General features: G+C 71.9%; 23 protein-coding genes. 6 read left to right on the forward strand and 17 right to left on the reverse strand.

The features are described 5' to 3' along the window. Positions 1–64: 64 nt before the first annotated feature. From ACGFNN_RS07295 to ACGFNN_RS07335, 9 genes are all read right to left on the reverse strand, one after another. Positions 65–358 (reverse strand): chaplin, encoded by a 294-nt coding sequence (locus ACGFNN_RS07295; RefSeq protein ID WP_362543694.1) that lies wholly within the window; start codon positions 356–358, stop codon positions 65–67. Between the two features lie 110 nt (positions 359–468). After that, a complete protein-coding gene (locus tag ACGFNN_RS07300) occupies positions 469–1,635 on the reverse strand; it encodes a GNAT family N-acetyltransferase (RefSeq protein ID WP_393553743.1) in 1,167 nt (388 codons plus the stop codon). Beyond that, the gene (locus tag ACGFNN_RS07305) at positions 1,632–2,300 is read right to left on the reverse strand and encodes a YveK family protein (protein WP_393553745.1); all 669 of its coding nucleotides are present in this window, start codon (positions 2,298–2,300) and stop codon (positions 1,632–1,634) included. The genes ACGFNN_RS07300 and ACGFNN_RS07305 overlap by 4 nt, the downstream gene beginning before the upstream one ends. Next, positions 2,297–3,442 (reverse strand): glycosyltransferase, encoded by a 1,146-nt coding sequence (locus tag ACGFNN_RS07310; RefSeq protein WP_393553747.1) that lies wholly within the window; start codon positions 3,440–3,442, stop codon positions 2,297–2,299. Before ACGFNN_RS07310 ends, ACGFNN_RS07305 begins: the two co-directional genes overlap by 4 nt. Then, entirely contained in the window at positions 3,439–4,200 is a 762-nt protein-coding gene (locus tag ACGFNN_RS07315) for a polysaccharide deacetylase family protein (RefSeq protein ID WP_393553749.1), read from the reverse strand. Before ACGFNN_RS07315 ends, ACGFNN_RS07310 begins: the two co-directional genes overlap by 4 nt. Beyond that, positions 4,190–5,806, reverse strand: a complete 1,617-nt coding sequence (locus tag ACGFNN_RS07320; protein WP_393553751.1) for a lipid II flippase MurJ — start codon at positions 5,804–5,806, stop codon at positions 4,190–4,192. Before ACGFNN_RS07320 ends, ACGFNN_RS07315 begins: the two co-directional genes overlap by 11 nt. Continuing rightward, a complete protein-coding gene (locus ACGFNN_RS07325) occupies positions 5,803–7,161 on the reverse strand; it encodes an O-antigen ligase family protein (protein ID WP_393553752.1) in 1,359 nt (452 codons plus the stop codon). The genes ACGFNN_RS07320 and ACGFNN_RS07325 overlap by 4 nt, the downstream gene beginning before the upstream one ends. 3 nt (positions 7,162–7,164) lie before the next feature. Continuing rightward, the gene (locus tag ACGFNN_RS07330; RefSeq protein WP_393553754.1) at positions 7,165–8,658 is read right to left on the reverse strand and encodes a sugar transferase; all 1,494 of its coding nucleotides are present in this window, start codon (positions 8,656–8,658) and stop codon (positions 7,165–7,167) included. Continuing rightward, the gene (locus ACGFNN_RS07335; protein ID WP_393553755.1) at positions 8,655–9,827 is read right to left on the reverse strand and encodes a glycosyltransferase family 4 protein; all 1,173 of its coding nucleotides are present in this window, start codon (positions 9,825–9,827) and stop codon (positions 8,655–8,657) included. The genes ACGFNN_RS07330 and ACGFNN_RS07335 overlap by 4 nt, the downstream gene beginning before the upstream one ends. Before the next feature lie 549 nt (positions 9,828–10,376). Here ACGFNN_RS07335 and pgm point away from each other — a divergent pair. Next, positions 10,377–12,023 (forward strand): phosphoglucomutase (alpha-D-glucose-1,6-bisphosphate-dependent), encoded by a 1,647-nt coding sequence (pgm, locus tag ACGFNN_RS07340; RefSeq protein WP_393553756.1) that lies wholly within the window; start codon positions 10,377–10,379, stop codon positions 12,021–12,023. A 52-nt stretch (positions 12,024–12,075) separates the two neighbouring features. Here pgm and meaB read toward each other — a convergent pair whose 3' ends face one another. The 4 genes from meaB to ACGFNN_RS07360 form a co-directional block, all read right to left on the reverse strand. Continuing rightward, positions 12,076–13,065: a methylmalonyl Co-A mutase-associated GTPase MeaB gene (meaB, locus tag ACGFNN_RS07345; protein WP_393553757.1), complete on the reverse strand. Its 990-nt coding sequence runs from the start codon at positions 13,063–13,065 to the stop codon at positions 12,076–12,078. Between the two features lie 10 nt (positions 13,066–13,075). Beyond that, positions 13,076–15,310, reverse strand: coding sequence for a methylmalonyl-CoA mutase (gene scpA / locus ACGFNN_RS07350; RefSeq protein WP_393553758.1), 2,235 nt, complete (start codon positions 15,308–15,310; stop codon positions 13,076–13,078). Next, the gene (locus ACGFNN_RS07355) at positions 15,310–17,166 is read right to left on the reverse strand and encodes a methylmalonyl-CoA mutase family protein (RefSeq protein WP_393553759.1); all 1,857 of its coding nucleotides are present in this window, start codon (positions 17,164–17,166) and stop codon (positions 15,310–15,312) included. Before ACGFNN_RS07355 ends, scpA begins: the two co-directional genes overlap by 1 nt. A 165-nt stretch (positions 17,167–17,331) precedes the next feature. After that, positions 17,332–19,719 (reverse strand): ATP-binding cassette domain-containing protein, encoded by a 2,388-nt coding sequence (locus tag ACGFNN_RS07360; protein ID WP_393553760.1) that lies wholly within the window; start codon positions 19,717–19,719, stop codon positions 17,332–17,334. A gap of 201 nt (positions 19,720–19,920) precedes the next feature. On the opposite strand from ACGFNN_RS07360, the gene ACGFNN_RS07365 reads away from it, so the two are divergent. Then, positions 19,921–20,415, forward strand: coding sequence for a DUF6325 family protein (locus ACGFNN_RS07365; RefSeq protein ID WP_393553761.1), 495 nt, complete (start codon positions 19,921–19,923; stop codon positions 20,413–20,415). A 105-nt stretch (positions 20,416–20,520) separates the two neighbouring features. Further along, entirely contained in the window at positions 20,521–21,318 is a 798-nt protein-coding gene (locus ACGFNN_RS07370) for a tyrosine-protein phosphatase (RefSeq protein ID WP_393553762.1), read from the forward strand. 91 nt (positions 21,319–21,409) lie between these two features. Here ACGFNN_RS07370 and ACGFNN_RS07375 read toward each other — a convergent pair whose 3' ends face one another. Both ACGFNN_RS07375 and ACGFNN_RS07380 read right to left on the reverse strand, forming a co-directional pair. After that, complete coding sequence (locus ACGFNN_RS07375) at positions 21,410–22,042, reverse strand: hypothetical protein (protein ID WP_393553763.1); 633 nt, start codon at positions 22,040–22,042, stop codon at positions 21,410–21,412. Continuing rightward, positions 22,039–22,617: a hypothetical protein gene (locus tag ACGFNN_RS07380; protein ID WP_365519773.1), complete on the reverse strand. Its 579-nt coding sequence runs from the start codon at positions 22,615–22,617 to the stop codon at positions 22,039–22,041. Before ACGFNN_RS07380 ends, ACGFNN_RS07375 begins: the two co-directional genes overlap by 4 nt. Positions 22,618–22,907: 290 nt before the next feature. On the opposite strand from ACGFNN_RS07380, the gene ACGFNN_RS07385 reads away from it, so the two are divergent. Both ACGFNN_RS07385 and ACGFNN_RS07390 read left to right on the forward strand, forming a co-directional pair. Beyond that, positions 22,908–23,312, forward strand: coding sequence for a DUF1992 domain-containing protein (locus ACGFNN_RS07385; RefSeq protein ID WP_393553764.1), 405 nt, complete (start codon positions 22,908–22,910; stop codon positions 23,310–23,312). 45 nt (positions 23,313–23,357) lie between these two features. Next, positions 23,358–23,840, forward strand: coding sequence for a GNAT family N-acetyltransferase (locus tag ACGFNN_RS07390; protein WP_393553765.1), 483 nt, complete (start codon positions 23,358–23,360; stop codon positions 23,838–23,840). A gap of 36 nt (positions 23,841–23,876) precedes the next feature. Here the strand turns inward: ACGFNN_RS07390 and ACGFNN_RS07395 are convergent, their stop codons facing one another. After that, positions 23,877–24,263: a VOC family protein gene (locus tag ACGFNN_RS07395; RefSeq protein WP_393553766.1), complete on the reverse strand. Its 387-nt coding sequence runs from the start codon at positions 24,261–24,263 to the stop codon at positions 23,877–23,879. A gap of 244 nt (positions 24,264–24,507) precedes the next feature. On the opposite strand from ACGFNN_RS07395, the gene ACGFNN_RS07400 reads away from it, so the two are divergent. Next, positions 24,508–25,083, forward strand: a complete 576-nt coding sequence (locus ACGFNN_RS07400) for a DUF6328 family protein (RefSeq protein WP_393553768.1) — start codon at positions 24,508–24,510, stop codon at positions 25,081–25,083. Positions 25,084–25,087: 4 nt separating this feature from the next. Here the strand turns inward: ACGFNN_RS07400 and ACGFNN_RS07405 are convergent, their stop codons facing one another. Beyond that, complete coding sequence (locus ACGFNN_RS07405) at positions 25,088–25,915, reverse strand: VOC family protein (RefSeq protein ID WP_362543757.1); 828 nt, start codon at positions 25,913–25,915, stop codon at positions 25,088–25,090. Positions 25,916–25,961 lie beyond the last annotated feature (46 nt).

The raw sequence follows: 25,961 nt of genomic DNA on the forward strand, positions 1-25,961 counted from the left end.
CGGGGCCGGGCCTCCCCGCTCCGCACACAGGCGGAACGGGGAGGCCCGGTGACGACGGGACGGGTCAGTGGCCGTAGCCGTACTCGCCCTTGTCCTCGTGCTTGTCCTCGTGGCTGTCGGACACGTTGGCGCAGGTGTTGCCGAACGACGGGTTCAGCAGGGCGATCACGTTGACCGTGTTGCCGCAGACGTTGACCGGGACGTGGACCGGCACCTGGACGGCGTTGCCCGAAAGGACACCGGGGGAGTGGGCCGCGACGGCGTCCGCTCCGGCGTCGGCGGCAGCCATGCCGGCGCCGCCGGCGATCAGGGCACCGGTACCTGCCATGACGGCGGCCACCTTCGAGATACGCGACATCAGTTCTCCTAGTAACGATCGGGACCGGCTGCCGAGCGGCGACCGGTATGCCCTTCCAACGCGAAAATCGACAGACGGTAACGGATCACCGCAAAAGTCATCATCTCGGATCAACTGCGGCCGATGAACGCGAGTCCGGCGGACGGAAGCTCGTTCAGCCGGCCACGCCAGTCCCGTGCGGCGGGGAAACGGGACTTCACCGTCCGGGCCGCCATGTCCCGCACGTTCACCTGGCTCTCGCGAAGCCGCAGCAGCGGCTCGAGCGAGGAGCGGGCCAGCAGCAGACGCCGGTTGACGACCGGCACGGGCCCCCAGTTCGTCTTGTACTGCTCCGAACCGCGCAGCAGGCTGAGTACACCGAGGTCCAGTTCTCCCGCTTCCTTGGCGATCTCACGGAGCAGCATCGAGGAGACGTCCACCTTCCGCTCCCTCAGCCGGGGGTCGGCGCCGTAGAGGTAGCAGCCGGTGAGCCGCGCCGACCGGTACGACAGATCGGCGGCCACCACCTCCCCGTCGAGCACGAACTCCCTGACCGTGGCCTCGTCGTCACGCACCATCCGGCGGGTGGAACGCACCAGATGGGCGCAGAACCGGGACCGCAGGTGCTCCGGGTTCACGCCACGGCCGAGCCACTGGAGTTCGTGCAGCCTCAGCAGGTTGCCGATCGCCCCCGACACGCGGTGGACGGACGCCGGGCGGCACTCGATCCCCAGCGTGTCGATCCTGCGCAGTTTCGCCCTGGCCCGCTGGGCCCGGGAACCGCTCATCCGGCCGATCAGCGCGTCGATGGGCTCGCCGGGCAGCTCCATGCACGTCGAGTCCGTCAGGCTGCTCCTGGCACCGGACCACTCCTGGAAGAGGAGGTTCGCCGAGGCGTCCGGACGGACCTCACGCAGGTCCACGACCGTGTGGGCGGCAGCCCGGTGCAGGCCCCGCTCCAGCGCGGTGATCGCCGCCGGGGCGTCCTCGTCGTCGACCAGGATGTCGAAGAAGTCGGAGATCGGGCCGCCCATCGGCACCAGCAGAGGCATCGGACGGTGCACCAGCATCAGGGCGGCCGCCCCGACGAGGCGTCCGTCCCGGCGTGCCAGGACGACCCGGAGCCGGCCCGGGGTTCCGTAGGAGAGCCACCACGAGTGGAGCCAGGCATGACTCTGGAACGGTGTCGCGGTTCGGCAGCGCCGGTGCAGCGCGTCCCACTCGACGGCGAGATCGGCGAAGTCCGGCAGGTCCCGGCAGAGGGTGACGGTGATCCGTCCGCGTCGGTCGGTGTTCATCGCACGAGCTCCCGTTCGTCGGCCGAGCCGCCGTGTGACGGACCGGGTACCTGGGCGGTGACATCCCGGCGGGCGGGGCGCGGACGTACGAGCAGGACGAGGGCGCCGGCCAGCCCGCCGGCGCTCGCTCCCACGGCCGTGCCGAGCGGTGTGGAGGGAGAGGCGGGATCGGTCGGGGGGACCGCGTGCGAGAACTTGATGAGCTTCACCCCGGTGTCCTTGGAGACGTGCCCACCGGCCACGACCAGGGCCTCGGTCACCGCGTTGGCGATGTCCGAGGCGCGGTCCCGGTCCGCGGAGGTACCCGTGACCGCGATCATGGGGGAGTCGGGTGAGGTCTCGGACCGCACGTGGGTGCGCAGTTCGCGTACCGGTTCCCCGGCGGCTCCCTTGGCGTACGCGAGGGTGGTGTCGCTGGTGGCCAGACGGCCGTACGACTGGGCGTACCCCAGAGTCGCGGCGGGATCGGTGTCCTTGCCGGCCGTCACCATGACGTAGCCGGTCGAGGCGTACTGGGGCGTGGCGAGCATCCCGTACGAGAACCCGCAGGCGGCCCCGAGCAGGGCACAGGCGGGCAGGGGCCACCAGCGGGGCGGTACGAAAGCGGGGCGCAGCCTGCGCGGCCGTCCGGGGACGGCCGGCTGCTGCTCGGGCGACTCGGTCATGGGTTCGCTCTCTCGGTCGGGGGAAGGGGGGCGTGCTCGGTGGCCTGTGCGTAGACGCTCATGAGGCGCCGGCTGCTGAGCCTGATGTCGTAGTGGTCGACGGCCACGGGGGGCGGCAGCCTGGGGGCGCGGCTCTCCATGTGGTGTCGCAGCGCGGCGGAGAGCTCGTCCGTCGGATCCCCGGGCCCGGCGCCGATCCGTGTGGTGCCCGGCACCCGGCCGCCCGGGAGGTCCTCGACGGCCGGGCAGGCGGCGTACACCACGGGCAGCCCGGCGGCCAGCGCCTCGACACAGGCGAGTCCGAAGGACTCCTCGCGGGACGCCGACACGAACACGTCGACGGCGCTCAGCACCTCGGGGATCCCGAAGGCCGCGTCCGCGGCTCCGCATTCGCCGAGGAACCTCACCCGGCCGGCCGCACCGAGGCGCGCCGCGAGGGCGCGCAGTGACGCCTCCTCAGGTCCGGCTCCGGCCAGCACGAGCCAGGCGCCCGGGAGAGCGGTGACCGCGCGGATCAGGAGGTCGAAGCGTTTGCCCGGCACCAGTCTGCCGACGCCTCCCACCACGAAGGCCGCCTCGGGCAGGCCCAGCAGGGCGCGGGTGGAGCGCCTTCGCGCGCGGTCGAAGCTGAAGGCCGCCACGTCGATGCCGTTGGGAACCGTGTGGATCCGGGCCGCCGGCACACCCCAGGCGCGCAGCCGGCCGGCCACGGTGTCGGACACGGCGACCGTCGCCGCGCCCAGCCGCTCGGTGCGCAGGTACAGCTCCCGGGTGCCACGGGTGAGGGGCCGCCCCTCGATCTCCGCGTGTCCCAGGGAGTGCTCCGTCGACACCACGGTGGTCCCGGCCAGACGCGCCGCGATCCGGCCGTAGACGCAGGCGCGGTAGAGGTGGGTGTGCACGAGGTCGTAACCGCCGCGGCGGATGATCCGGGCGAGCCTCGGGACCGCGCCCAGATCCCGGTTGCTCCGCATCCCGAGGTCGCGGACGCCCACACCGTCCTCCCGGAGCCCCTGTGCCACCGGACCCGGATTGGTCAGCGTCACGACGTCGCACCGCACCGGCAGATGACGCAGCAGCAGACGCAGCTGCTGCTCGGCGCCGCCGATGCCGAGGCCCGTGATGACGTGCAGTGCCCTCATCCGGCGTCACCCGGCCCGCCGGACCGGTGCCGCAGCCGGTGCCGCACCTCCTTGGCGCGCAGGCGCGCTCCCCGGTCGGCGTGGCTGATGTGCGTACGCGGAAGGGCGAACGGACCCGACAGGGGGCCGGGGACGAGTGCGCAGCCGTAGGCGTACCCGGCCTCCCGGACCGACTCGACCACGCGGCGGTCCACCGTCCCGTACGGGTAGCAGAACCCGGCCGGGGGCTCCCCGAGCAGCCTTCCCAGGGCTTCCCGGCTGCCGTGCGTCTCCCGGCGCAGATCGTCGTCGGACAGCGCCGTCAGATCCCGGTGGACCATGCCGTGCGAGCCGATCTCGATCCCCGACGCGGCCAGGGTGAGCACGCCCTCCTCGGTGAGGAGCGGCTTGCGCGGGCCGAGCGGGTCCCACTCGTTGGAGCCGCCGGGCCGGCCGGGAAGCACGAAGACCGTCGCCGTACAGCCGTGCGACAGCAGTACGGGCAGCGCCTCGTCGAGGAAGTCGGCGTATCCGTCGTCGAAGGTCAGCCCGACCAGGCCGCGACGTCCCGCGGCCCGGGCGCGCAGCAGTTCCGAGACGCCCACGCCGGTGAGTCCGCGCCGCCGCAGCCGGGTCAGTTGCTCGTCGAGGCGGTCGGCGGAGACGGTGATGCCGTACGGATCGTCGGTGGGATCGCCGACCGAGTGGTAGGTCAGGATCCACGGCGGACGCCGGCGGGGCGGCGCGGGGGCGGGGAGCGCGGAAGTGTCAGCGGCCATGGGGGAACCTCTGTCGGATGAGTGCCATCAGATGAAGGGCTTCGGGTGCCCTGAGCGCGAGAGCGGTGAGCAGGAACGCCGCGGGGACGAGGGCGCAGCCCGCCGCCAGACCTGTCACCGGACCGGGCGCCAGGTCCGCCGCCAGCCGTCCGGCGGTGGCGGCGACCGCGGCCGCTGCCGCCGGACGGGCCAGCGAGAGGGCGACGGCCCCCGCCCGCACGGCCACCACCCGGGCGCCCAGGCCCAGCAGCATCAGCAGCGCGGCGGCCGAGATTCCGAGTGCGTTGGCAGCGGCGATGCCCTCGACGCCGAACGGGCCCGCCAGGAAGAGGCCGGCCAGGGCGGTGACGAGGAGCCCTGCCGCCATCGAGCAGAGCGGGTACCAGGTGGGCCGTCCGGCCGAGAAGTACGGCCTGCACAGGGCGCCGACGAGGGTGTGACCGAGCAGCCCGAGCGCGTAGACCCGCATGACCGCCGCGGTCGCCGCGGTGTCGGCGGCATCGAACGCGCCGCGCTGGAAGAGGACTTCGACGATCTGCTCGGCGCATCCGAGGACCGCGGCGGTGCCGAGCAGCACCACCGTCCCGGCGAGCGCCAGGTCGCGCTCCACCCGGCGGCGCGCCCCCTCCGCGTCACCGGAGGCCATGGCCCGGGCGACGACCGGGAAGGTCACCGTGCAGATCATCATCGACAGCACCATCGGCAGCTGGGCCACCTTCTGCGCGTAGTTGAGGTGCGAGATGGCCCCGTCCGGCAGCGAGGAGGCCAGGATCCGTTCGACGAGCACCTGCGCCTGGCGGCTCACGACGAACAGCACGACAGGAGCCAGGACCGTGGCGCCGAGGAGTGCCGGACCACGGTCCTTCACGGTGCGTCCGGCGCCCTTGGGGGGCATCAGCCGAAGGAACGTCGGCAGCAGGGTCAGGATCATCAGGAGACTGCCGAGAGCCACGCCCGCGGCCGCGGCACGCACCCCCCAGAGGGAGTGCAGGGCCAGGGTGGTGGCGATGATGCCGATGTTGTACGCGATGTAGACACCGGCCGGCGCGAGGAAACGGCCGTGCGCCCTCAGCGCGGCACTGAAGTACCCCGTGACACCGAAGGTGAGAACCGTGACGGCCGTCAGACGGGTGCAGTCCACGGCGAGCCGGGGATCGTCCAGCCCCGGCGCCAGGAGTCCGACGACCCAGGGGGCGCCCCACACCAGCAGACCGCCCGCGCAGGCCAGCGTGGCGAACAGCCTGGGGAGGGTGTCGGCCACCAGCGCCCGCACAGGGTCCGGGGTGTGGCCGCCTGCGGCGCGCCGGGTGAGCGCCAGGCTGAACGCGGGCACCAGCAACAGCGCCATGCCGTCCTCGATCAGCAGGGTGGCCGCCATCTCCGGCACGGTCCACGCGATCAGGAAGGCGTCGCTCGCGTGACTGGCGCCGAAGAGCCGCGCGACGGCCTGGTCGCGTACGAGCCCCAGCAGGGCGGCGACCACGGTGAGCCCCGCGGCTCCGCCCGCCGCCCGGACCAGGAACCCGCCGGATCGGGCCGATACCCCGGACACCGGCGCATCGGGGGCCGCCTGCTCCGCGGCCGGTCCCGTCGTCGTCCCGCTCACCCGGCGGTCGCCTCCTCGCGTCCGGCCAGCGCCCACCACGCGGCGAGACCGAGCACGACCCCGGTCAGGAGGGTGGAAGGGCCGCCGATGTCGGCGTAGAGGAAGTCGACGGTCTGCCATGTCATCAGGCCGACCGCGGCGAGGCCGCAGTCGAGCGCCGCGGAGCCCCTGGCCCGTGCCTTCGCCAGCCTTCGGACGCCGCCCACCAGGAGAGCGAGCCACGATCCGGCCAGCAGGACGCAGCCGACGAGCCCCTGCTCGCTGAGCACCAGCAGATACATGTTGTGAGGGGAGAGCAGAGGCTGCTTACGGAACTCCTGACCGGCCCCTTCCGTGTCGCTGCCGGAGGAGAGCCCGATCGAGGCATGGCCGTCCCGGTGTGCCGGGAAGCCCTTGAGCCCGACTCCGGTCGCCGGCCGCTCACGCCACATTCCGGCGGCGGCTGCCCACATGGTGTAGCGGTCGTTGACGGACCTGTCGGGCGCGCTGGTCACCTCCGTGATGCTGGTGAGGCGCTGGCCGATCATGTCGGAACCGACGCCGAAACCGCCGACCAGCACGACAGCGGCGGCGCCCAGCACCGCCAGAGCGCGGACGGCCTGCCGCAGGCCGGTCAGCGCGATCACCCCGAAGACGCCCGCCGCTGTAGCGATCCACGCCCCGCGGCTGAAGGACAGCGTGAGCGGAACGGCGAGCAGCGCCGCCGTGAGACCGGCCCACAGCCTTGCCCGGCCGCCCGCTCCCCGGGAACCGCGCAGCGCGAACGCGGTGACCGCCACCAGGCCGTAGCCGACGACCGTGGCCATCCCCATGACGTCCCCGGGCCCGAATGTGCCGACGGCCCGGATCTCCTCACCCATGTAGGAGGCGCCCGAGCCCGTCATGTACTGGTGCACTCCGATCGCGCCCTCGATCACCGCCAGCACGACGACCGCGCCCGCGATCGTGCGGAAGTCCCTGGCGTCCCTGACCAGGAGGACCACCGCGGCGGGCACGAGGACGAAGACCTGCAGGTACCGGACGAATCCCGGGAGCGCCGTCACGGGGTCCGCCGCGGTGACCGTGGCCACCGCCAGGCCCACGACGGGCAGCCCCAGCACGGCCGCGGCGGCGGGGGAGAGCGGACGCCGCCCGAGGAACAGCATCCGGCCGGCGCAGACGAGCACGGCCGCACCCGAGAGGAGATCGGCCACCGGCACCCCGGCAGGACCTCCCCCGAGGACGTCGGGCGGGAGCGCCACCAGAAGGACGGCCGCGATCAGAGGCACCAGGGTCCACCGGTGCCCGCGGTCGCGAGGAGGCGTCGTCTCCCGGGCGGACGGCGGAGCGTGGAACACGGTTGCGGTGAGGGCCACGGGTCAGCTGCCTCCGAGCCGGAACACCGAGCCGGCCGTGCGCGCCAGCACGCACATGTCCTGCCACAGCGACCACGTCTCGATGTACCGGTTGTCGAAGCGGGCCCGGTCCTCGATGGACGTGTCCCCCCGCAGCCCGTTGACCTGCGCCAGGCCCGTGATGCCGACGGGCATCCGGTGCCGCGCCCGGTAGCCGGGGTGCTTCCGGCTGAACTGCTGAACGAAGTAGGGGCGTTCGGGGCGGGGGCCGACCAGGCTCATGTCGCCGCGCACGACGTTCCACAACTGCGGCAGCTCGTCCAGCGACGTCCTGCGCAACAGCCTGCCCGCCCGGCTCATACGTCCGTCCGACGACACGTTCCACCGGGTGGCGGACTCGTTCTCGTCGGCCGGGCGCAGCGTGCGGAACTTCAGCAGGACGAAGGGCCGTCCGGACTCCCCGATCCGTTCCTGGCGGAAGATGACGCCGGGGCCGTCGCACACACGTACGGCGAGCGCGCAAGCCGCCATCACCGGAAGCGCCGTCAGCAGCGCGGCCGAGGCCAGGACGGCGTCCATCGCCCGCTTCACCAGGCGAGCCGGCCTCCCGGCCCGTCCCGAATGGAGGGAGTGGACCGCGAACCCCCAGATGTGGTCAGGGCGCGGGGTGGTCCGGGAGCGGACCACCGACCCGTGGTCGCTGATCAGCCAGACCTCGCACCCGTGGCGGGTGAAGAGGGCGAACAGCTCCTCCCCGTCCGGAGCGGACTCGGGAGGCACGGTGAAGACGGCGTGCCGTACGGAGTTCTGCACCACCGCCCGGCCGGCGTCCTGGACCGAGGCGAGGACCGGCAGCGGCGGAGCCTCGCCCGAACCCGCGCCGGCCGTCGCCTCGGTGTCCTTGCCGGTACCGGCGACCCTGCCGACGGGCCGCATGCCGTACCGTCCGTGCTCCTGGAGCACCGCGGTGACGGCGTCGGCGAGAGGGCCGTCGCCGATCACCAGGGTGGAGCGCGGATGACGCGCCGCCGACCACAGCACGCTGCGGTGGACGGCTGCCCGCGCCCCGCAGCTCACCGCGATCTGGATCCCTGCCGCGCACGCGAGCGCTGCCCAGCCCGCGGAGTGGTGCGGGGTGCAGGCCGACACCACCTCCGCGACGATGTACCACTGGGCCACGGCCAGTCCGGCCAGCGCGGGCAGTTCCGCCAGGACGGAGGGGGACAGCCCCGTCCGGTAGAGACCCCGGTGCGCGTGCAGGAGCACCTGGGCGGCGGCCTGTGCGAGGAGGACGGCCGCCGGCCAGCCGCCGGGGGCGGCGAGCGCCGCGGCCAGGCCCAGGGCCAGCACGTCGGACGCGAGGAGAGCCGCGGGGGCCAGGCGGCGCGACGCCTCGCCGGCATCCCGTGGGACCGGGGTGCCGTCATCGCCGCTGCGCGGCGGGCGGATCGCGGAGGCGGCACGCCGCACGGCGGTCGCCTGGGTGGCTCGGGGGACAGGGGCACTCTCCGTCGTCATCGCTCGGTGCGCTTCCTCGTCGTGGGGCGGGACATGCCGACAAGTTCCTGATAGATGGTCAGGACCGCGCCGGCGGTCCTGACCACGTCGAAGACCGACCGGGTACGTGCCTGGGCGGTGCGGCCGAGTTCCGCCCGCAGCGCCGCGTCGCCGAGCAGCGCCGTCAGCGCCGCCGCGAGGGCGGCCGGATCCTCGGGCGGTACGAGGCAGTGGGGCAGGTGCTCCGGGGGGAGGCTCTCCCTCGCCCCGTCGACGTCGGTGAGCAGGACCGGTGTGCCGCAGGCCATGGCCTCGAGCGGGGCGAGCGCCATGCCCTCCCATCGCGAAGGGAGGACCAGGAGGTCCGCCGCGCGGACCCAGGGCCTTACATCGGCGCAGGACCCCGCGAAGACCACGCCCGGTGGCGCGGCGCGGCGCAGTTCCTGCGCGCACGGGCCGTCCCCGACCAGGACCAGCCGGGCGTCGCCCACCGCCGCGGTGCGCCAGGCACGTAGCAGTACGTCCTGGCCCTTCTGCCGGCTCAGGCGTCCCACACACACCACAAGCGGTGCGTCGGCCGGGATCCCGGCCCTCGGTGGGAGGGCGGCCCGGGCCGCCGCGACGTCATCGTGGGCGGGCCGGAAGCGCGCGAGGTCGATGCCGTTGCGGATCACCGACCAGGGCGCCCTGATACCGGCGTGCTGACCCCTTCGGCGCTCGGACTCGCTGACGCAGAGGATGCGGTCGCTCCATCTCGCCCCGTAGCGCTCCCAGGCGGTGGCGAGTTCGGCGGCCCTGCCCTCCAGCGCCTCGAACGACCAGGCATGAGGCTGGAACACCGTGGGAACCCTGCCCCGCACGGCGAGCCGTCCGGCGAGTCCGGCCTTCGCGCTGTGCGCATGGACCACGTCCGGAGCGCACGCGCGCACCAGACGGCGGGCCGTCAGGACCTCCCGGGCGAGGCGTGGCCCGGGGGAGCGCTCGGCCGGCCACGGGTACACCCGGGCGCCCGCGGTGGCCGCACCGGCCGCCAGCGGCCCGTCCGGTGGGCAGGCCACGACGGGCCGCAGTCCTGCCCGGACCTGTGCCGCCACGAGGTCGGTCACCACTCGCGCGACACCCCCTTCGACCGGCTGGACGAGGTGAAGGACCGTCAGTCGGTTCTCATCGGTGCAACTCTTCTGCAGCACGCACGGCTCTCTTTCACAGGACCCCGTGGAGCCGGTTTCGGAAAAGCACCGGCGGTAGGAAATTGCTGGCGGGGATCAAGTAGGTAAAACCGAAATGCACTGTGGCAGAAGGTGCCTGGGAAAACACGCAGGACTCGCCTTCGTGTCTCTCCGATTACCGCTGGCCAGGACTCCTGCCGCCCGCTTGCCGAATGCGACGGCGTGTCAGATGCCCCTGGCCGGACCCGCCCTGAACGCGGGCGCATGATGGTCCGGCCGAAGACCTCCGGCCACACCTCCGGGCCCCGGACGCCCCGTGCGGTAATGCGCCGAAATAGCGGCGGAGTTGTGGCTCGCAATTTCTCGCGCCGCGCTGTCCGCCATTCGGGCGTGGCATTTCGCGGCCTGCCGGGCGAGCCGGCGTGACGTGTGAGACGGCGGGGCTCGACGGGACAGCCCCCAGGTGCCGTGTACCGGTGAGCACCGCGGACGGGGCAGTATCGGGTGCGACGCGTGACGATCGCCCCGGTCACGGTCAGCGAACGGCCGACGAGCACTAGAGGAGAATCGATGGTTCACGAACGGGCCGGTCAGCCGGCGCAGCCCGGAGACCTGGTCGACGTGGCACGCCTGGTGACCGCCTACTACACGCTACGGCCCGACCCGGCGGAACCCGGCCAGCGGGTGGCGTTCGGCACCTCGGGGCACCGCGGATCCGCGCTCGCGGCGGCGTTCAACGACGACCACATCGCGGCCACCACCCAGGCCATCTGCGACTACCGCGCCGGTCAGGGCACAGACGGGCCCCTGTTCCTCGGTGCCGACACCCACGCGCTGTCCGAACCCGCCCGGATCACGGCCCTGGAGGTCCTGGCGGCCAACGGTGCCGGTGTCCTGATCGACTCCGACGACGGCTACACACCCACCCCCGCCGTCTCGCACGCGATCCTGGCCTACAACAGGGACCGCGCGTCGGGCCTCGCCGACGGCATCGTCGTCACCCCGTCGCACAACCCGCCCGCCGACGGTGGCTTCAAGTACAACCCGCCGCACGGCGGGCCGGCCGGATCGGAGGCCACCTCCTGGATCCAGGACCGTGCCAACGCCCTGATCGAGGGCGGGCTCAAGGAGGTCCGCAGGATCACCTACGCCCGTGCCCTGGCCGCCGCCACCACCGGCCGGTACGACTTCCTCACCGCGTACGTCGACGACCTCCCGGCCGTCCTCGACCTGGACGCGGTACGCGACGCCGGAATCCGGATCGGCGCGGACCCGCTCGGCGGGGCCTCGGTCGCCTACTGGGGCCGTATCGCGGAGCGGCACCGCCTGGACCTGACGGTGGTCAATCCGCTCGCCGACCCGACCTGGCGCTTCATGACGCTGGACTGGGACGGCAAGATCCGGATGGACTGCTCCTCCCCGCACGCCATGGCCTCCCTGATCGAGCGCCGTGACGAGTACGCCATCGCCACCGGGAACGACGCCGACGCCGACCGGCACGGCATCGTCACCCCCGACGGCGGCCTGATGAACCCGAACCACTACCTGGCCGTGGCGATCCGATACCTCTACACGCACCGGCGGGACTGGCCGGCCGGCACGGGCATCGGCAAGACCCTGGTCTCCTCATCCATGATCGACCGGGTCGCCGCCGACCTCGGGCGCCCACTGGTGGAGGTCCCCGTCGGATTCAAGTGGTTCGTCGACGGCCTCTTCGGGGGCACCCTCGGCTTCGGCGGCGAGGAGTCGGCCGGAGCGTCGTTCCTGCGCCGTGACGGCAGGGTGTGGACCACCGACAAGGACGGCATCCTGCTCGCCCTGCTGGCCTCGGAGATCACCGCCGTCACGGGCTCGACGCCCTCCCAGCACTACGGCGAACTCGCGGGCCGCTTCGGCGATCCTGCCTACGCCAGGATCGACGCCCCGGCGACCCGGGAGCAGAAGGCGGTCCTGGCCAGGCTCTCCCCCGAGCAGGTCACCGCCGGAACGCTCGCCGGGGAGCCGATCACCGCCGTGCTCACCGAGGCGCCGGGCAATGGCGCCGCCATCGGCGGGCTCAAGGTCTGCACGGAGAACGCCTGGTTCGCAGCCCGGCCCTCGGGCACGGAGGACGTCTACAAGGTGTACGCCGAGAGCTTCCAGGGACCCGAGCACCTCACCAGGGTCCAGGACGAGGCCAGGACCCTGGTCTCCGAGGCACTGGGCTCCGCGGGCTGAGCCGTACCGAGGGCCCGCGGGCCCCGCGCGGGGAGAGCGAGGGCATGGACCCTCAGCTCTCCCCGCGAAAGGCCCGCAGGATCTGCTCGGCGGCGAGCGTCGCGGTCAACTCTCCTTCCCTGACACGCTGTTCGACGACCGGGGTGAGGTCGCGTACGCCAGGGTGACTGCGCAGACCGTCCAGCAGTTCGTCACGGACCATCGCCCAGGTCCAGGCCACCTGCTGTTCACGGCGCTTCTCGGCCAGCCGGCCCGTGGACTCCAGGAGCGTGCGGTGCTGCTCCAGCCGCTCCCACAACGTGTCCAGCCCGGTCGCCTCCCGGGCGCTGCAGGTCATCACCGGAGGTGTCCAGGCCGCGTCGACCGGGTGCATCAGACGCAGTGCTCCCGCCAGTTCACGCGCCGCGGAGCGGGCGTCGCGTTCGTGCGGACCGTCGGCCTTGTTGACCGCGATGGCGTCGGCCAGCTCCAGGACCCCCTTCTTGATGCCCTGGAGCTGGTCACCGGTGCGGGCCAGGGTCAGCAGGAGGAAGGTGTCGACCATCCCGGCGACCGCGGTCTCCGACTGGCCGACCCCCACCGTCTCCACCAGCACCACGTCGTATCCGGCGGCCTCCATCACCACGACGGACTCCCGGGTCGCCCTCGCCACCCCGCCGAGCGTCCCCGAGGTGGGGGAGGGGCGCACAAAAGCCCGCTCGTCCACCGCGAGCCGCTCCATCCGGGTCTTGTCACCCAGGATGGAACCGCCCGTACGGCTCGACGACGGGTCCACGGCCAGAACCGCGACCCGGTGACCGAGGCCCGTCAGCAGGGTGCCGAGCGCGTCGATGAACGTGGACTTGCCCACGCCCGGCACCCCGCTGACCCCGATCCGCCTGGACCGCCCCGCGTGCGGCAGCAGTTCGCCCAGCAGCCGCTGCGCCAGCACCCGGTGATCGGGCCGCACCGACTCCACGAGAGTGACGGCCCGGGCCACGAACGACCGCCGGCCGTCGAGCACACCCTTGACGTAGGCGTCGAGATCGATTTTCACCGCCACCGCCGGCGGCTCACTGCTCGTGACCGAGCGAAGCGGCAAGCCGCGCGACCAGGCCGTGGGCGGCGTCCGGGATCACCGTGCCCGGCGGGAAGACCGCCGCGGCGCCCGCCTCGTGCAGGGCCTCCACGTCCTGCGGCGGGATCACCCCGCCCACCACGATCATGATGTCCTCCCGGCCCTCGGCGGCCAGTTCCTCGCGCAGGGCGGGGACGAGGGTGAGATGGCCGGCGGCGAGCGAGGACACACCCACGATGTGGACGTCCGCCTCGACCGCCTGCCGGGCCACCTCACGCGGGGTCTGGAACAGCGGGCCGACGTCGACGTCGAAGCCCAGGTCCGCGAAGGCCGTCGCGATCACCTTCTGGCCGCGGTCGTGGCCGTCCTGCCCCATCTTCGCCACGAGGATCCGCGGACGCCTGCCTTCCGCCTGCTCGAACGCGTCGACCGACGTACGGGTGCGCTCCACGGACGGTGACTCCCCTGCCTCTTGGCGGTACACACCGGAGATCGTACGGATCTGGCCCGAGTGCCTCCCGTAGACCTTCTCCAGGGCGTCCGAGATCTCACCGACCGTCGCCATCGCCCGGGCCGCGTCGACGGCCAGGGCGAGGAGGTTGCCCTCGAGCTCCGGGCCCGGGTCCCGGCCGGCCGCCGCGGTCAGCGCCCGCAGCGCGTCCTGGCAGGCGGCCTCGTCCCGTTCCTCGCGCAGCCGTCGCAGCTTCTCGACCTGCTGGGCGCGGACCGAGGAGTTGTCGACCTTGAGGACGTCGATGGCCTCGTCGCTCTCGACCCGGTACTTGTTCACACCGATCACGGGCTGGCGCCCGGCGTCGATGCGTGCCTGCGTACGGGCCGCCGCCTCCTCGATCCGGAGCTTCGGGATGCCCGCGTCGATGGCCTTGGCCATGCCGCCGGCCGCCTCGACCTCCTCGATGTGCTGCCAGGCCCGCTCCGCCAGGTCGTGCGTGAGCCGCTCGACGTACGCGCTGCCGCCCCACGGGTCGATCACCCGGCAGGTACCGGACTCCTGCTGGAGCAGCAGCTGCGTGTTGCGGGCGATCCGTGCCGAGAAGTCCGTGGGGAGCGCGAGCGCCTCGTCGAGCGCGTTGGTGTGGAGCGACTGGGTGTGCCCTTGAGTGGCGGCCATCGCCTCCACACAGGTGCGCGTCACGTTGTTGAACACGTCCTGAGCGGTCAGCGACCAGCCCGACGTCTGCGAATGGGTACGCAGAGAAAGGGACTTGGGGTTCTCCGGACCGAACCTGCCGACCAGCCTGGCCCACAGCAGGCGGGCCGCCCGCAGCTTCGCGATCTCCATGAAGAAGTTCATGCCGATCGCCCAGAAGAAGGACAGGCGTGGCGCGAACGCGTCGACGTCCAGGCCCGCCGCCTGCCCCGCCCGCAGGTACTCCACCCCGTCGGCCAGGGTGTACGCCAGCTCCAGGTCGGCCGTCGCACCGGCTTCCTGGATGTGGTAGCCGGAGATCGAGATGGAGTTGTAGCGGGGCATCTTCCGCGAGGTGAAGGCGAAGATGTCGGAGATGATCCGCATGGAGGGGCCGGGCGGGTAGATGTAGGTGTTGCGGACCATGAACTCCTTGAGGATGTCGTTCTGGATGGTCCCGGCCAGCTTCTCCGGAGGAACCCCCTGTTCCTCCGCCGCCACGATGTACAGGGCCAGTACCGGCAGCACCGCGCCGTTCATCGTCATCGACACCGACATCCGGTCCAGCGGGATGCCGTCGAACAGCTGGCGCATGTCGTAGATCGAGTCGATCGCCACCCCCGCCATGCCGACGTCGCCCGTCACCCGGGGATGGTCGCTGTCGTAGCCGCGGTGGGTGGGCAGGTCGAAGGCGATGGAGAGGCCCTTCTGCCCGGCCGCGAGATTGCGCCGGTAGAAGGCGTTGGACTCCTCGGCCGTGGAGAACCCGGCGTACTGGCGGATGGTCCACGGCTGGTTGACGTACATCGTCGGGTACGGGCCGCGTACGTACGGCGCGATCCCCGGATAGCCGCCGATGAAGTCCAGCCCTTCCAGGTCGCGCCCGGTGTACAGCGGCTTGACCGTGATTCCTTCCGGGGTCTCCCAGAGGAGTTCCTCCTCGGACCGTCCGGCCGTCTCCTTGACCGCGGCGCGCCACCGCTCCTCGGGGACGGGGGCAGGAGCGTCCCCGGTCAGGGCGATGCCGGAGAAGTCCGGTACCGGGCCCCGTGCGGAGCCGGTGTTCTCGTGGGGCTGCATCACGCCACTCCCATGCGGTCGAGTTCGGAGGAGAGGACGGCGACGACGTCGCAGCCGGCGAACACATGGGCGTCGGCCCCGGAGACTTCCTCCGGCTTTCCGGCGAGGAAGATCCGTTCCGCGCCCGCCGCCCGCAGAGCCGCCACGACGGCTTCGGCCTGTTCCGTGTAGAGCGCGTCCGTCGAGCACAGGCAGGCACTCGACGCCCCGCTCGCCGAGAACGCGGCTCCCACGGTCGACGCGTCGACGGAGACCGGTTCGTGGACCGGCTCGACACCGCCGGAGAGGAACAGGTTCGTCGCGAAGGCGGCTCGCGCCGTGTGAGCCGCTGCCGGGCCCAGCGCGGCGATGAAGACCTTGGGACGGCTTCCTGTGGACGCCAGGTGGGCGTCCGACCTGACCCGCAGCGCCTCGAATGCCTCGTCACGCCGGACGCGGGGCAGCCCGGCGCCCGCCGCGGCCTCCACGGCGGGGGTGCGTTCCAGGGACCGCTCGGCCAGGTGGGGGAACTCGCTGACCCCTGTCACCGGCTCCTTCCGACGCGCCAGAGCTTCGCTCCGCACCGCCCAGGTGGCGGCGAGCCGTTCCCGGACCATGCCGGAGCGCAGGGCCTCGGCCTGGCCTCCCTCCCGTTCGATCTCCTGGAAGAACGACCAGGCGGCAGCCGCGAGTTCGTCGGTCAACCGCTCGACGTACCAGGATCCGCCCGCAGGGTCCGTCACCCGTCCCAGATGCGACTCCTCGATCAGGATCGTCGAGGTGTTCCGCGCGATCCGCCGGGCGAACGCGTCCGGCAGCCCCAGCGCGTGATCGAACGGCAGCACGGTGACGGACTCCGCACCGCCGACGCCGGCGCCCAGACAGGCCAGTGTGGTCCGCAGCATGTTCACCCACGGATCACGGCGCGTCATCATCACCGACGAGGTGACGGCGTGCTGGCGCTGCGCCCCTGCTTCCGGAGCGCCGCAGACGTCGGCGACCCGGGACCACAGCCGCCGGGCCGCGCGCAGCTTCGCGATCGTCAGGAACTGGTCCGCCGTGGCCGCGTACCTGAACTCCAGCTGCTCGCATGCCTCCTCGACGGAGAGTCCGGCCCCGGTGAGAGCCCGGAGGTACGCCACACCGGTGGCCAGCGAAAGCCCCAGTTCCTCCGCCGCCGAGCCGCCCGCCTCGTGGTAGGGGAGCGCGTCCACCGTCAGGGCGCGCAGCCCCGGGTACGCGTCCGAGCACAGCCGCGCCCAGTGGACGGCTTCGTCCAGCTCGGGTGATGTCCCCGCCCGGGCCGCCTCGCCGAGGGGGTCGATTCCGAGACCGCCGCGCACGGACTCCTTCGCCATGCCGCGGGCCTCGCAGAGGCGCAGCAACTCCCGTGCCGCGGCCCCGGGATCGGCGCCCGTGTCCAGGACCAGGGGCGCCAGGTCGAGAAGCACACCCTCCAGAGCTCTGGCGAGCCCGGAGACCGGGACACCGCCGGGGCGGCCCACGGCCAGCCAGAGCGAGGTGACGCCGTTCTCCAGATCGCCGAGGAGTGCCTCGTTCAGCAGCGCGGGATCGGCCAGGGCGTGACGCTGTCGCACGTCCCAGCCGTCAGGGGCGTTGCCCACGGCCCGGCTTCCCCGGGTGAATGGCGCGAAGCCCGGCAGACCGGAGTCAGGAGCGGAGTCGGCGGAGGTGTACAGGGGACGGGCGGTGAGCCCGTCCCCGAGCGCGGTGGACAGCGCCTCCTCGGCGGCCGTTCCCGTGGCCTCCTTGCCCGACCTGCGCAGTACACCCTCTACAAGGCTCTGCCACCGGTCATGGGAAGGGGTGGGGAGATCGGCGGTCGGAGAAAGCCCGTCAGCAGGCAGGACCGTCATGCTCAGATGCTAGGTCAGCGCTCCGAGGAGCAGCAGGGGCATCAGCTGTGACCTTGCCCTCGTCGGAATGCGGCGATTTTCCCAGGTGGCGCGGCCTTGTCCGTGAGCGGGCATCAGACGCCGGACGTCCTCCGCCCGCCCACGGCCGCGATGGAGCCGCCCCGGTCAGCCGCCGACGTACGCGGCGAGATGGTCCCCCGTGAGAGTGGACCGGGCCTTGACGAGGTCGGCCGGGGTGCCCTCGAAGACCACCTTGCCTCCGTCGTGGCCGGCGCCCGGGCCGAGGTCGATGATCCAGTCGGCGTGCGCCATCACGGCTTGGTGGTGCTCGACCACGATCACCGACTTCCCGGAATCCACGAGCCGGTCGAGCAGGCCGAGCAGCTGCTCGACGTCGGCGAGATGAAGACCGGTGGTCGGCTCGTCGAGAACGTACACGCCGCCCTTGTCGCCCATGTGGGTGGCCAGCTTGAGGCGTTGCCGCTCTCCCCCGGAGAGCGTGGTGAGCGGCTGCCCGAGGCTGAGGTAGCCGAGGCCGACATCCGAGAGACGGGCCAGGACGCGATGCGCGGCCGGAAGGTGGGCCTCGCCCGTGCCGAAGAACTCCTCGGCCTCGGCCACCGACATCGCCAGCACCTCGCTGATGTCACGGCCGCCGAGCCGGTACTCCAGCACCGCGGCCTGGAACCGCTTGCCCTCGCAGTCCTCGCACGGGGTGGCGACGCCCGCCATCATGGCCAGGTCCATGTAGATGACGCCCGCGCCGTTGCAGGTGGGGCACGCGCCCTCGGAGTTGGCGCTGAAGAGCGCCGGCTTGACACCGTTCTCCTTGGCGAACGCCTTGCGGATCGGGTCGAGCAGCCCGGTGTACGTCGCCGGATTGCTGCGCCGCGAACCACGGATCGGACTCTGGTCGACCGTCACCACGCCCTCGCCCGCCGGGATCGACCGGTGGACCAGGGAGCTCTTGCCGGAACCGGCGACCCCGGTGACCGCGACGAGCACCCCGAGGGGGATGTCGACGTCCACCTTGCGCAGGTTGTTCGCCGTCGCGCCGCGGATCTCGAGGGCGCCGGTGGCCTCGCGCACGGTCTCCTTGACCGTCGCACGGTCGTCGAAATGGCGCCCGGTGATGGTGTCACCGGCCCGCAGCCCCGCGACGGTGCCCTGGAAGCAGACGGTGCCTCCACCGGAACCGGCGCCGGGCCCGAGGTCGACCACGTGGTCGGCGATCGCGATCGTCTCCGGTTTGTGCTCGACGACGAGAACGGTGTTGCCCTTGTCGCGCAGCCTGAGCAGCAGGTTGTTCATCCGCTCGATGTCGTGCGGGTGCAGCCCGATGGTGGGCTCGTCGAAGACATAGGTGACATCGGTGAGTGAGGAGCCCAGGTGGCGAACCATCTTGACCCGCTGCGCCTCGCCGCCGGAGAGCGTGCCCGCCGGTCGGTCCAGCGAGAGGTATCCGAGACCGATCTCCACGAACGAGTCGAGCGTGTGGCGCAGGGAGTCGAGGAGGGGGGCGACGGACGGCTCGTCCAGGGCGGAGACCCACGTGGCGAGGTCACGGATCTCCATCGCGCACGCGTCGGCGATGCTGACGCGCTCGATCCTGGACGACCGGGCGCCCTCGCTGAGCCGGGTGCCGTCGCACTCGGGGCAGGTCGTGAAGGTGACCGCCCGTTCCACGAAGGCGCGGATGTGCGGCTGCATCGCTTCCTTGTCCTTGGACAGGAACGACTTCTGGATCTTGGGGATGAGCCCCTCGTAGGTGAGGTTGACGCCGTTCACCTTGACCTTGACCGGTTCCCCGTACAGAAAGTCCCGCAACTCCTTCTTGGTGTACTTGCGGATCGGCTTGTCGGGGTCGACGAAGCCGGACTGGGCGTAGACCTGCACGGTCCACTGGCTGTCCGACTTCCAGCCGGGGATGGTGAAGGCCCCCTCCGCGAGAGACTTGGAGTCGTCGTAGAGCTGGGTGAGGTCGATGTCGGAGACCGAGCCCCGGCCCTCGCAGCGCGTGCACATTCCGCCGGTGCGCTGGAAGGTCGCCTTCTGGGCCTTCGTCCTGTTGCCGCGCTCGACCGTGATCGCGCCGCTCGCCCGGACCGAGGCCGTGTTGAAGGAGTACGCGCTGGGCGGGCCGATGTGAGGCGTGGCGAGCCTGCTGAACAGGATCCTCAGCATGGCGTTGGCATCCGTCGCCGTTCCCACCGTGGACCGTGGGTCGGCGCCCATCCGCTGCTGGTCGACGCTGATCGCGGTGGTCAGCCCTTCGAGTACGTCGACCTCCGGCCGCGCGAGCGTGGGCATGAAACCCTGCACGAAGGCGCTGTAGGTCTCGTTGATCAGCCGCTGCGACTCGGCGGCGATCGTGCCGAACACCAGGGAGCTCTTGCCCGAGCCGGACACGCCGGTGAACACCGTCAGCCGCCGCTTGGGGATCTCGACGCTGACGTCCTTCAGGTTGTTCACTCGGGCGCCGTGCACACGGATGCGGTCGTGGTTGTCGGAGTCCTGCGGCCCGGACGGCCCCGTGCTCTTCCTCGTGGCCATGCTCGTCGTCTCTCCATCTGCTCGCGGGCCGCCCGCGCGGCCCTGCGCCTCACGCTACGGGGGGTGCGCAGCCTCTGCTTCTCGATTCCTGACCACGCTCGGGAGGTTGCGGTCGCACAGTGGATCGATATTTCACAGTGCGTCACTGATTGTCCGAAGTTATGCTGCTGTCGACCCAGAACCGCAGGGGAAGGACGCACCGTGGCCGTGGGACCCGTGGAGTACCTCGTCGTCACCTTTCCCGGCGGAAGCTTCGCCGACGTGATCGCGCCCGTGCTGTCCGACGCGGTCGCGTCCGAAGCGGTGCGCATCCTCGATCTCGCCTTCGCCCGCAGAGCGGGCGAAGGCGCTCCCCGGCCGGTGGAGCTGCGGGAGATGGACCCGGCGGGTCTGGTGTCGTTCGAGCGCCCTGACGCCCCGCCCGCCGGTCTGCCGCGGATCACCGACCTCGAGGTCCTCGAACGCCTGCCCGCCGAGAGCTCCGCCGCGCTGATCGCGTGGGAGGACCTCTGGTCGGTTCCACTCACCCGTGTGGTCCAGGAGGCGGGAGGGCGGCTCCTGGCGCACGAGCGGGTGCCGGCCGACGGCGGGGACGACGTGATCACCCTCCTGGAGAGGCTCGCGGACCTGAGGCAGCGGGGCGTTCTCACCGATGCGGAGTTCGCGGAGCAGAAGACGAGGATTCTCGCCGACTGACCGCCGCCGGAAGGAACTTCGGCACCTCATCGTCCTTTTGTCGCCACTCGCACGCCGTGCGACGTTGATTCCGACCTGCTGTCTGTCGGGAAAGAGGCATTCATCGTGCAGACCGCCCGGGCCGTCCCCGCCTCCACCGTTGTCAACCTTCGCGACCTGGGCGGTATCGCCCTGGGGCGCACCCGCCGCCTGAGACAGGGAATACTCCTGCGCTCGGGTCAGCTGAGCGACTTCGACGCCGAACACGACATGGCGGTCGCCGCCCTCGGTATCCGTACCGTCGTCGACCTGCGTACCGCCGAGGAGCGCCGATGGGCCCCTGACCGGCTGCCGGCCGGCGCAAGGCTCTTCGTGGCGGACGTCCTGGGCGACAATCCGGGGGTGTCCCCGGCGAGGCTGAGGGCCCTCCTCGGGGACCCCGAGGGGGCGAACGCCCTGCTCGGTGGGGGGAAGGCGGAGGAGCTCTTCGCTCAGACCTACCGCAAGATGGTGCTCTCCCCGGGCGCCGCCGCCGCCTACCGGGCCTTCCTCGACACAGTCGCCGACCCCCGGTCACGTCCCCTGCTCTTCCACTGCGCGACGGGCAAGGACCGGACCGGCTGGGCCACCGCGCTGCTGCTCATGCTGGCCGGTGCCTCACGCGAGGTGGTGCGGGCCGAGTTCCTCGCGGTCAACCGGGCGGTGCGGGCGGCCTACGGACCGGCAGTCCGGCGCTTCCTCGACGAGGGCGGGGACCCGGACATCGCCTCGGCGGTCATCGAGGCCCGCCCCCGTTACCTCGATGCCGCCCTGGACGCGATGAACGAGCGCTGGGGCGGACTCGACGGATACCTCGTCAAGGCGTTGCGCCTTCCCCCCGCCGTGGCCGAGCGGCTCCGAGCCGACCTGGCCGTACCCGTCTGACGGTTCGCCCTTCCGGGGCGCGCGGGACACGGACGGGCCCGGTGCCGCGTCAAAGGACGCGGCACCGGGCCCGTCGCCGGTGGTGAGCCGCTCAGATCTTCAGCAGCTGTTCGCTGAGGTCGCGGTAGCGCTGGAGCGCGATCCGCAGCTCCTCGGTCTGCGCCTCGGTGTCCTGCTCCTGCCAGCTCGCACGCAGCACACGCTTGCGTTCGGTGAGCGCCTCGGTCAGGCCCGAGACGATCTGGTCGAACGTGCTCTCCGCCTCCTCGACGGCCCGGCGCGGGCTCTCGACGAAGTCGGTGACGGCGTGCTGCATCCGCTGCGCCAGCTTGTCCTGGTCGTCACGCGGCACCAGGGGCCCAGCCGTGCCGGCGGTCACGTCACGGCCGGTCCGCCCGGCCGTCGGCGGAATCGCGGGTGCGGTGCGCGGGGCGGGAGGCACGGCAGGTTCGCCGCTTCCCGTGCGCTTGGGGTTCGGGCCCTTGTCCTCGCCGGCGGTGAGTCCGGCGGTCGCGCCGGGCTTCTCGCCGTGCGCCTTGCCGGGCCTCGCTGCGGGTGTGTGCTCCGGAGCCGCCGAGAGGTCGGAGTCCGGCGTCCTGCCCGGCCTTCTGCCCGGCTCCGCGGCGGGCGCGGTCTCGTGCTTGGCGCCGTTCGCGGCGGCGTCGCCGCGGGGGTGCTCAGCGGCCGGAACGGTTTCGTCGGTGCGTTCGATGCGGTCTGTCATGCTGTCGCACTGCCTTTCTTCGCTTCGTGTCGGTCCGTCCCGGTGCGGGTGTCCGGTGCGTCCGCGAGGAGCACGTCGAACAGTGCCCGGGACTCGATCAGGGCCTTCCGCATCTCCTCGGTGTCACCCTGGCCTCGAACCGCCGTGTGCACCCTGCGGTAGCCGTCGACCTCATGGGCGTGGTGGACGGAGAGCGCGGCCGTCTGCTCCTCGAAGCCGGCGCCGTCCGGGAAGCCCCGGTCCCGGGCCAGCCGGGCCAGCAGGGCGTCCGCCGCGACGACGGCGTCCTTGGGGGAGTCGATGAACTGCTCCTGCACCTCGGTCCACCGGCGGGCGTACTCCTCGCGCGCCTCCGCCGACAGGGGCTGCTCGGACAGCGAGCCGTGCTGCTTCACGCGCTCGGCCAGTTCGTGCTCGGCCGCCTTCGTGTCGCCGTCATGGCGGGCGACGGTCCGGTCGTACTCGGGTCCGAAGCGTCGCCGCAGCCCGTGTCCGCCGGTTCCTCGTCCGCGGACGAGGAAGAAGGCGAGCGCCGCTACCAGGAGTACGGCGACAACGATCAGCACAGTGGTCATGGCCGACGCTCCCGTCGGCCGGCGTTCGGTGCGTCGTGCTGTTCCACTCTCGTCAACCCCTTCCGGTCCGGGCCCGGTTCCGCGCTCGGCCCGGGCTCTGTGCACCAGCCGTGTTACCCCCTGAGCCGGGTTCATGCCGCCGAGGCCGTTTCTTCCGGATCGAGCCGTGCTCGTGGCCTCCGATCCCGAGGAGCGGCCGGGGCCGCCGGTATCCTGGAACGTGCCGCACGGCCGGGGCGGGGCAGGCCGAACACGGCTTCGTCCGGAACGAGTTGCGAGAGGGGCGCGGAGTGACCGAACGCAAGCCCGCCGGCGTCGGCTTCGAGACCTGGGTGGACCGGCAGATCCGTGAGGCGGAACAGCGCGGCGCCTTCGCCGACCTGCCGGGTGCGGGCAAGCCGCTGCCGGGCCTCGACAAGCCGTACGACCCCATGTGGTGGATCAAGGCGAAGATGGAGCGCGAGGGGCTGTCCGCCCTCCCGCCGTCGCTGGCGCTGCGGAAGGCGGTGGAGGACGCCCAGGAGGAGGCGGCCGGAGCGAGGTCGGAGGCCGAGGTCCGGCGCATTCTGCAGGGCGCGAACGACGCGATCCGTGCGGCGCTCGCCAGGCCGCCGGAAGGGCCGCCGCTGAACCTCAAGCCGTTGGACATCGACACCGCCGTCGCGCGGTGGCAGGCCGCGAGGGGCGACCGCTGAGGGGCGGGCGCATCCCCCGTGCCGCGCGTGCGTAATACTCGCGGTATGAGATCGAGCATTACCGTCGGGCGGGGCGGCGAAGTCGGCGTGCGGCGGGCTGTCGCGCGGGACGCCAGACGGCTCACCCGCCTGGTCACCTCCTCACGCGCCTACGAGGGGCCCTACGCGCCGATGGTCGCCGGGTACAAGGTCGGCCCGGACTACATCGAGGCCCACGAGGTGCATGTCGCGGTGGACGGGGACGGCCGTGTGCTCGGCTTCTACTCCCTGATCCTGTCCCCTCCCGAGCTCGATCTGATGTTCGTCGCGGACGACGTGCAGGGGAGGGGCATCGGCAGGCTCCTCGTGTCCCATCTCCGGGAGGAGGCGCGCGGGGCGGGCCTGGCCTTCGTACGCGTGGTCGCGCACCCGCCCGCCGAGGGCTTCTACCGCAGCATGGGCGCCGAACGCACAGGAACCGTCGAAGCCCGTCCGCCGGCGGTGATGTGGGACCGGCCGGAGCTGGTCCTGCCCACGGAACGCCCGTAGCACCCGGAGCGGATCCCGCCGGCGGACGGGGGAGTGCTACGACCAGCCGCCGTAAGGCCGGGTGATCAGTTCCATCCCGTGACCGCTGGGATCGGGGAAGTAGACCCCGCGCCCGCCGTCGTTGTGATTGATCTCCCCGGGGTGCTTCCGGTGGGGATCGGCCCAGTAGGTGATCCCCTCGGTCCGGATGCGCTCGAACGAGGTGTCGAACTCGGCCTCCGATACGAGGAAGGCGTAGTGCTGCACCGTGATCGACTCGGCGGGAACGGTGGCGAAGTCCAGGGTGACGCCGTTGGAGAGGACGAGCGGGATGAACGGGCCCCACTCCGCCCCGGGGGTCAGTCCCAGGATGTGCGCCAGGAATCTCGCGGACTCGCGGTTGTCCCGGCAGTGGACGATGGTGTGATTCAACTCGACGGACACGGTGGAATGCCTCCAGAAGGCATCTCACGGGCTACCTCCACGCCTCACCCGGACGGTGACCGACGCGCGATGCCGTACCCCGATCCTAGGCGTGTCGTCACAAGGAGTCGAGGTCTCACCCGGCGGCCGTGATCGGCTGGAACCGGCGGGGTACGCCGTCCAGCGGCCACGGCCCGGCGGCACCGCGATTCACCGGGGATCCGCGGGGCACCAGTACACCTCTACGAGGTGGCGGAGGCATGCCATGGGACAGATAACCACGGGCCGTGACGGAAGCGGCAGAGGCGAGAACACGGTCAACCCGCGCAGCGGGCGGAGGGAGACCGAGGAGGAGCGGGCCGACCGGCAGTGGGGAGAGATCCTGCAGGAACTCCGGGTCGCGCAGACCGGCGTCCAGATCCTCTTCGGATTCCTGCTCGCCGTGGTCTTCCAGCCCCGCTTCGCCGATCTCTCCACGACCGACCGGAACATCTACGTGGTGACCGTCATGCTCGGATCGGCGACCGCCGCCGCGCTCATCGGACCCGTGTCGTACCACCGGCTGCTCACCGGGCGCCGGATGAAGCAGCAGACGGTGACCTGGGCATCCCGCCTCACCAAGCTGGGGCTGGCCCTCCTCTTCTGCACCATGTGCTGCACCCTGTTGCTGATCATGCGCGTGGCGCTGCACAACGTGGTGGCGCTGTGGCTGGTGGGCGGGATGGCTCTGTGGTTCGCGCTGTGCTGGTTCGTGTTCCCGCTCCGGGCGATCGCCCGGAGCGGGAACGGGGCGGCAGATGACACGGACGGGGCCGAGGACGCCGGGGACCGGGAGCCCTGAGTCCTCAGCCGTCGTCCGGGTCGGCGGGGCCTCGTACGTCCGTCACGGTGAAGAGCCCGCCGTCCGGATCCCGCAGGGTCGCCTCACTGCCGTGCTGCACGTCCCGCAGCTCCATGAGCGTCCCCCCGTTCCCCCGCGCCGCCTCGACGGTCGAGTTCACGTCCGCGACCGGGAACTGCACCTGCCAGTGCGGCCGCACCTGCGGATCGGGGGCGGCTTCCACCGCACCGGAGCTGATCCGGGCCAGGGGACGGCCGTTGCAGCGTACGAGGACCTCCTCCTTGACATACGCCACCTCACAGCCTCCCGGCTCCCCGCTCTCCCATCCGAGTACCTCGCCGTAGAAGATCGCGGCGTCGAACGCGTCCCGTGTGCGCAGCCGGAGCCAGGCGTGGGCCCGGTTGCCGGACGGTGCGAGGGTGGCGGCCCGGCCCGTCCATTCCCAGACGCCGAAGGAGGCGCCGTCGCGGTCGGCCGCCAGCACGGCTCGTCCCTGTCCGACGGTCAGCGGTCCCACGCCGACGGTCCCGCTGCGCTCGCGGATCCGGTCGGTCACGACGTCCGCGTCGCGGACCGAGAAGTACGGCATCCAGGCGACGGCCACCTGGTAGGCGGACGCGACGGCGCCGATCCCGGCCACCGGCACCCCCTGGGAGCGCGCCATCACGAACTCCCTGCCCAGAGGTCCGGGGCGGAAGGTCCAGCCGAGGACGGCGCTGTAGAAGCGCTGTGCGTCCTCGAGGTCGCGGGTCACCAGATGGACCCAGCACGGAGCGCTCGCACCGCTCAGGACCGCCGGTTCCGGCGCGGTCCGCGGATCGCTGGAGGTCATGGTCCACTGCCCTATCGTTCTGCGGCATGCCCTCTTCGGTGCCGCG

Origin of the sequence: Streptomyces sp. NPDC048590 (assembly GCF_043199535.1) — a bacterium.
Classification (GTDB): domain Bacteria; phylum Actinomycetota; class Actinomycetes; order Streptomycetales; family Streptomycetaceae; genus Streptomyces.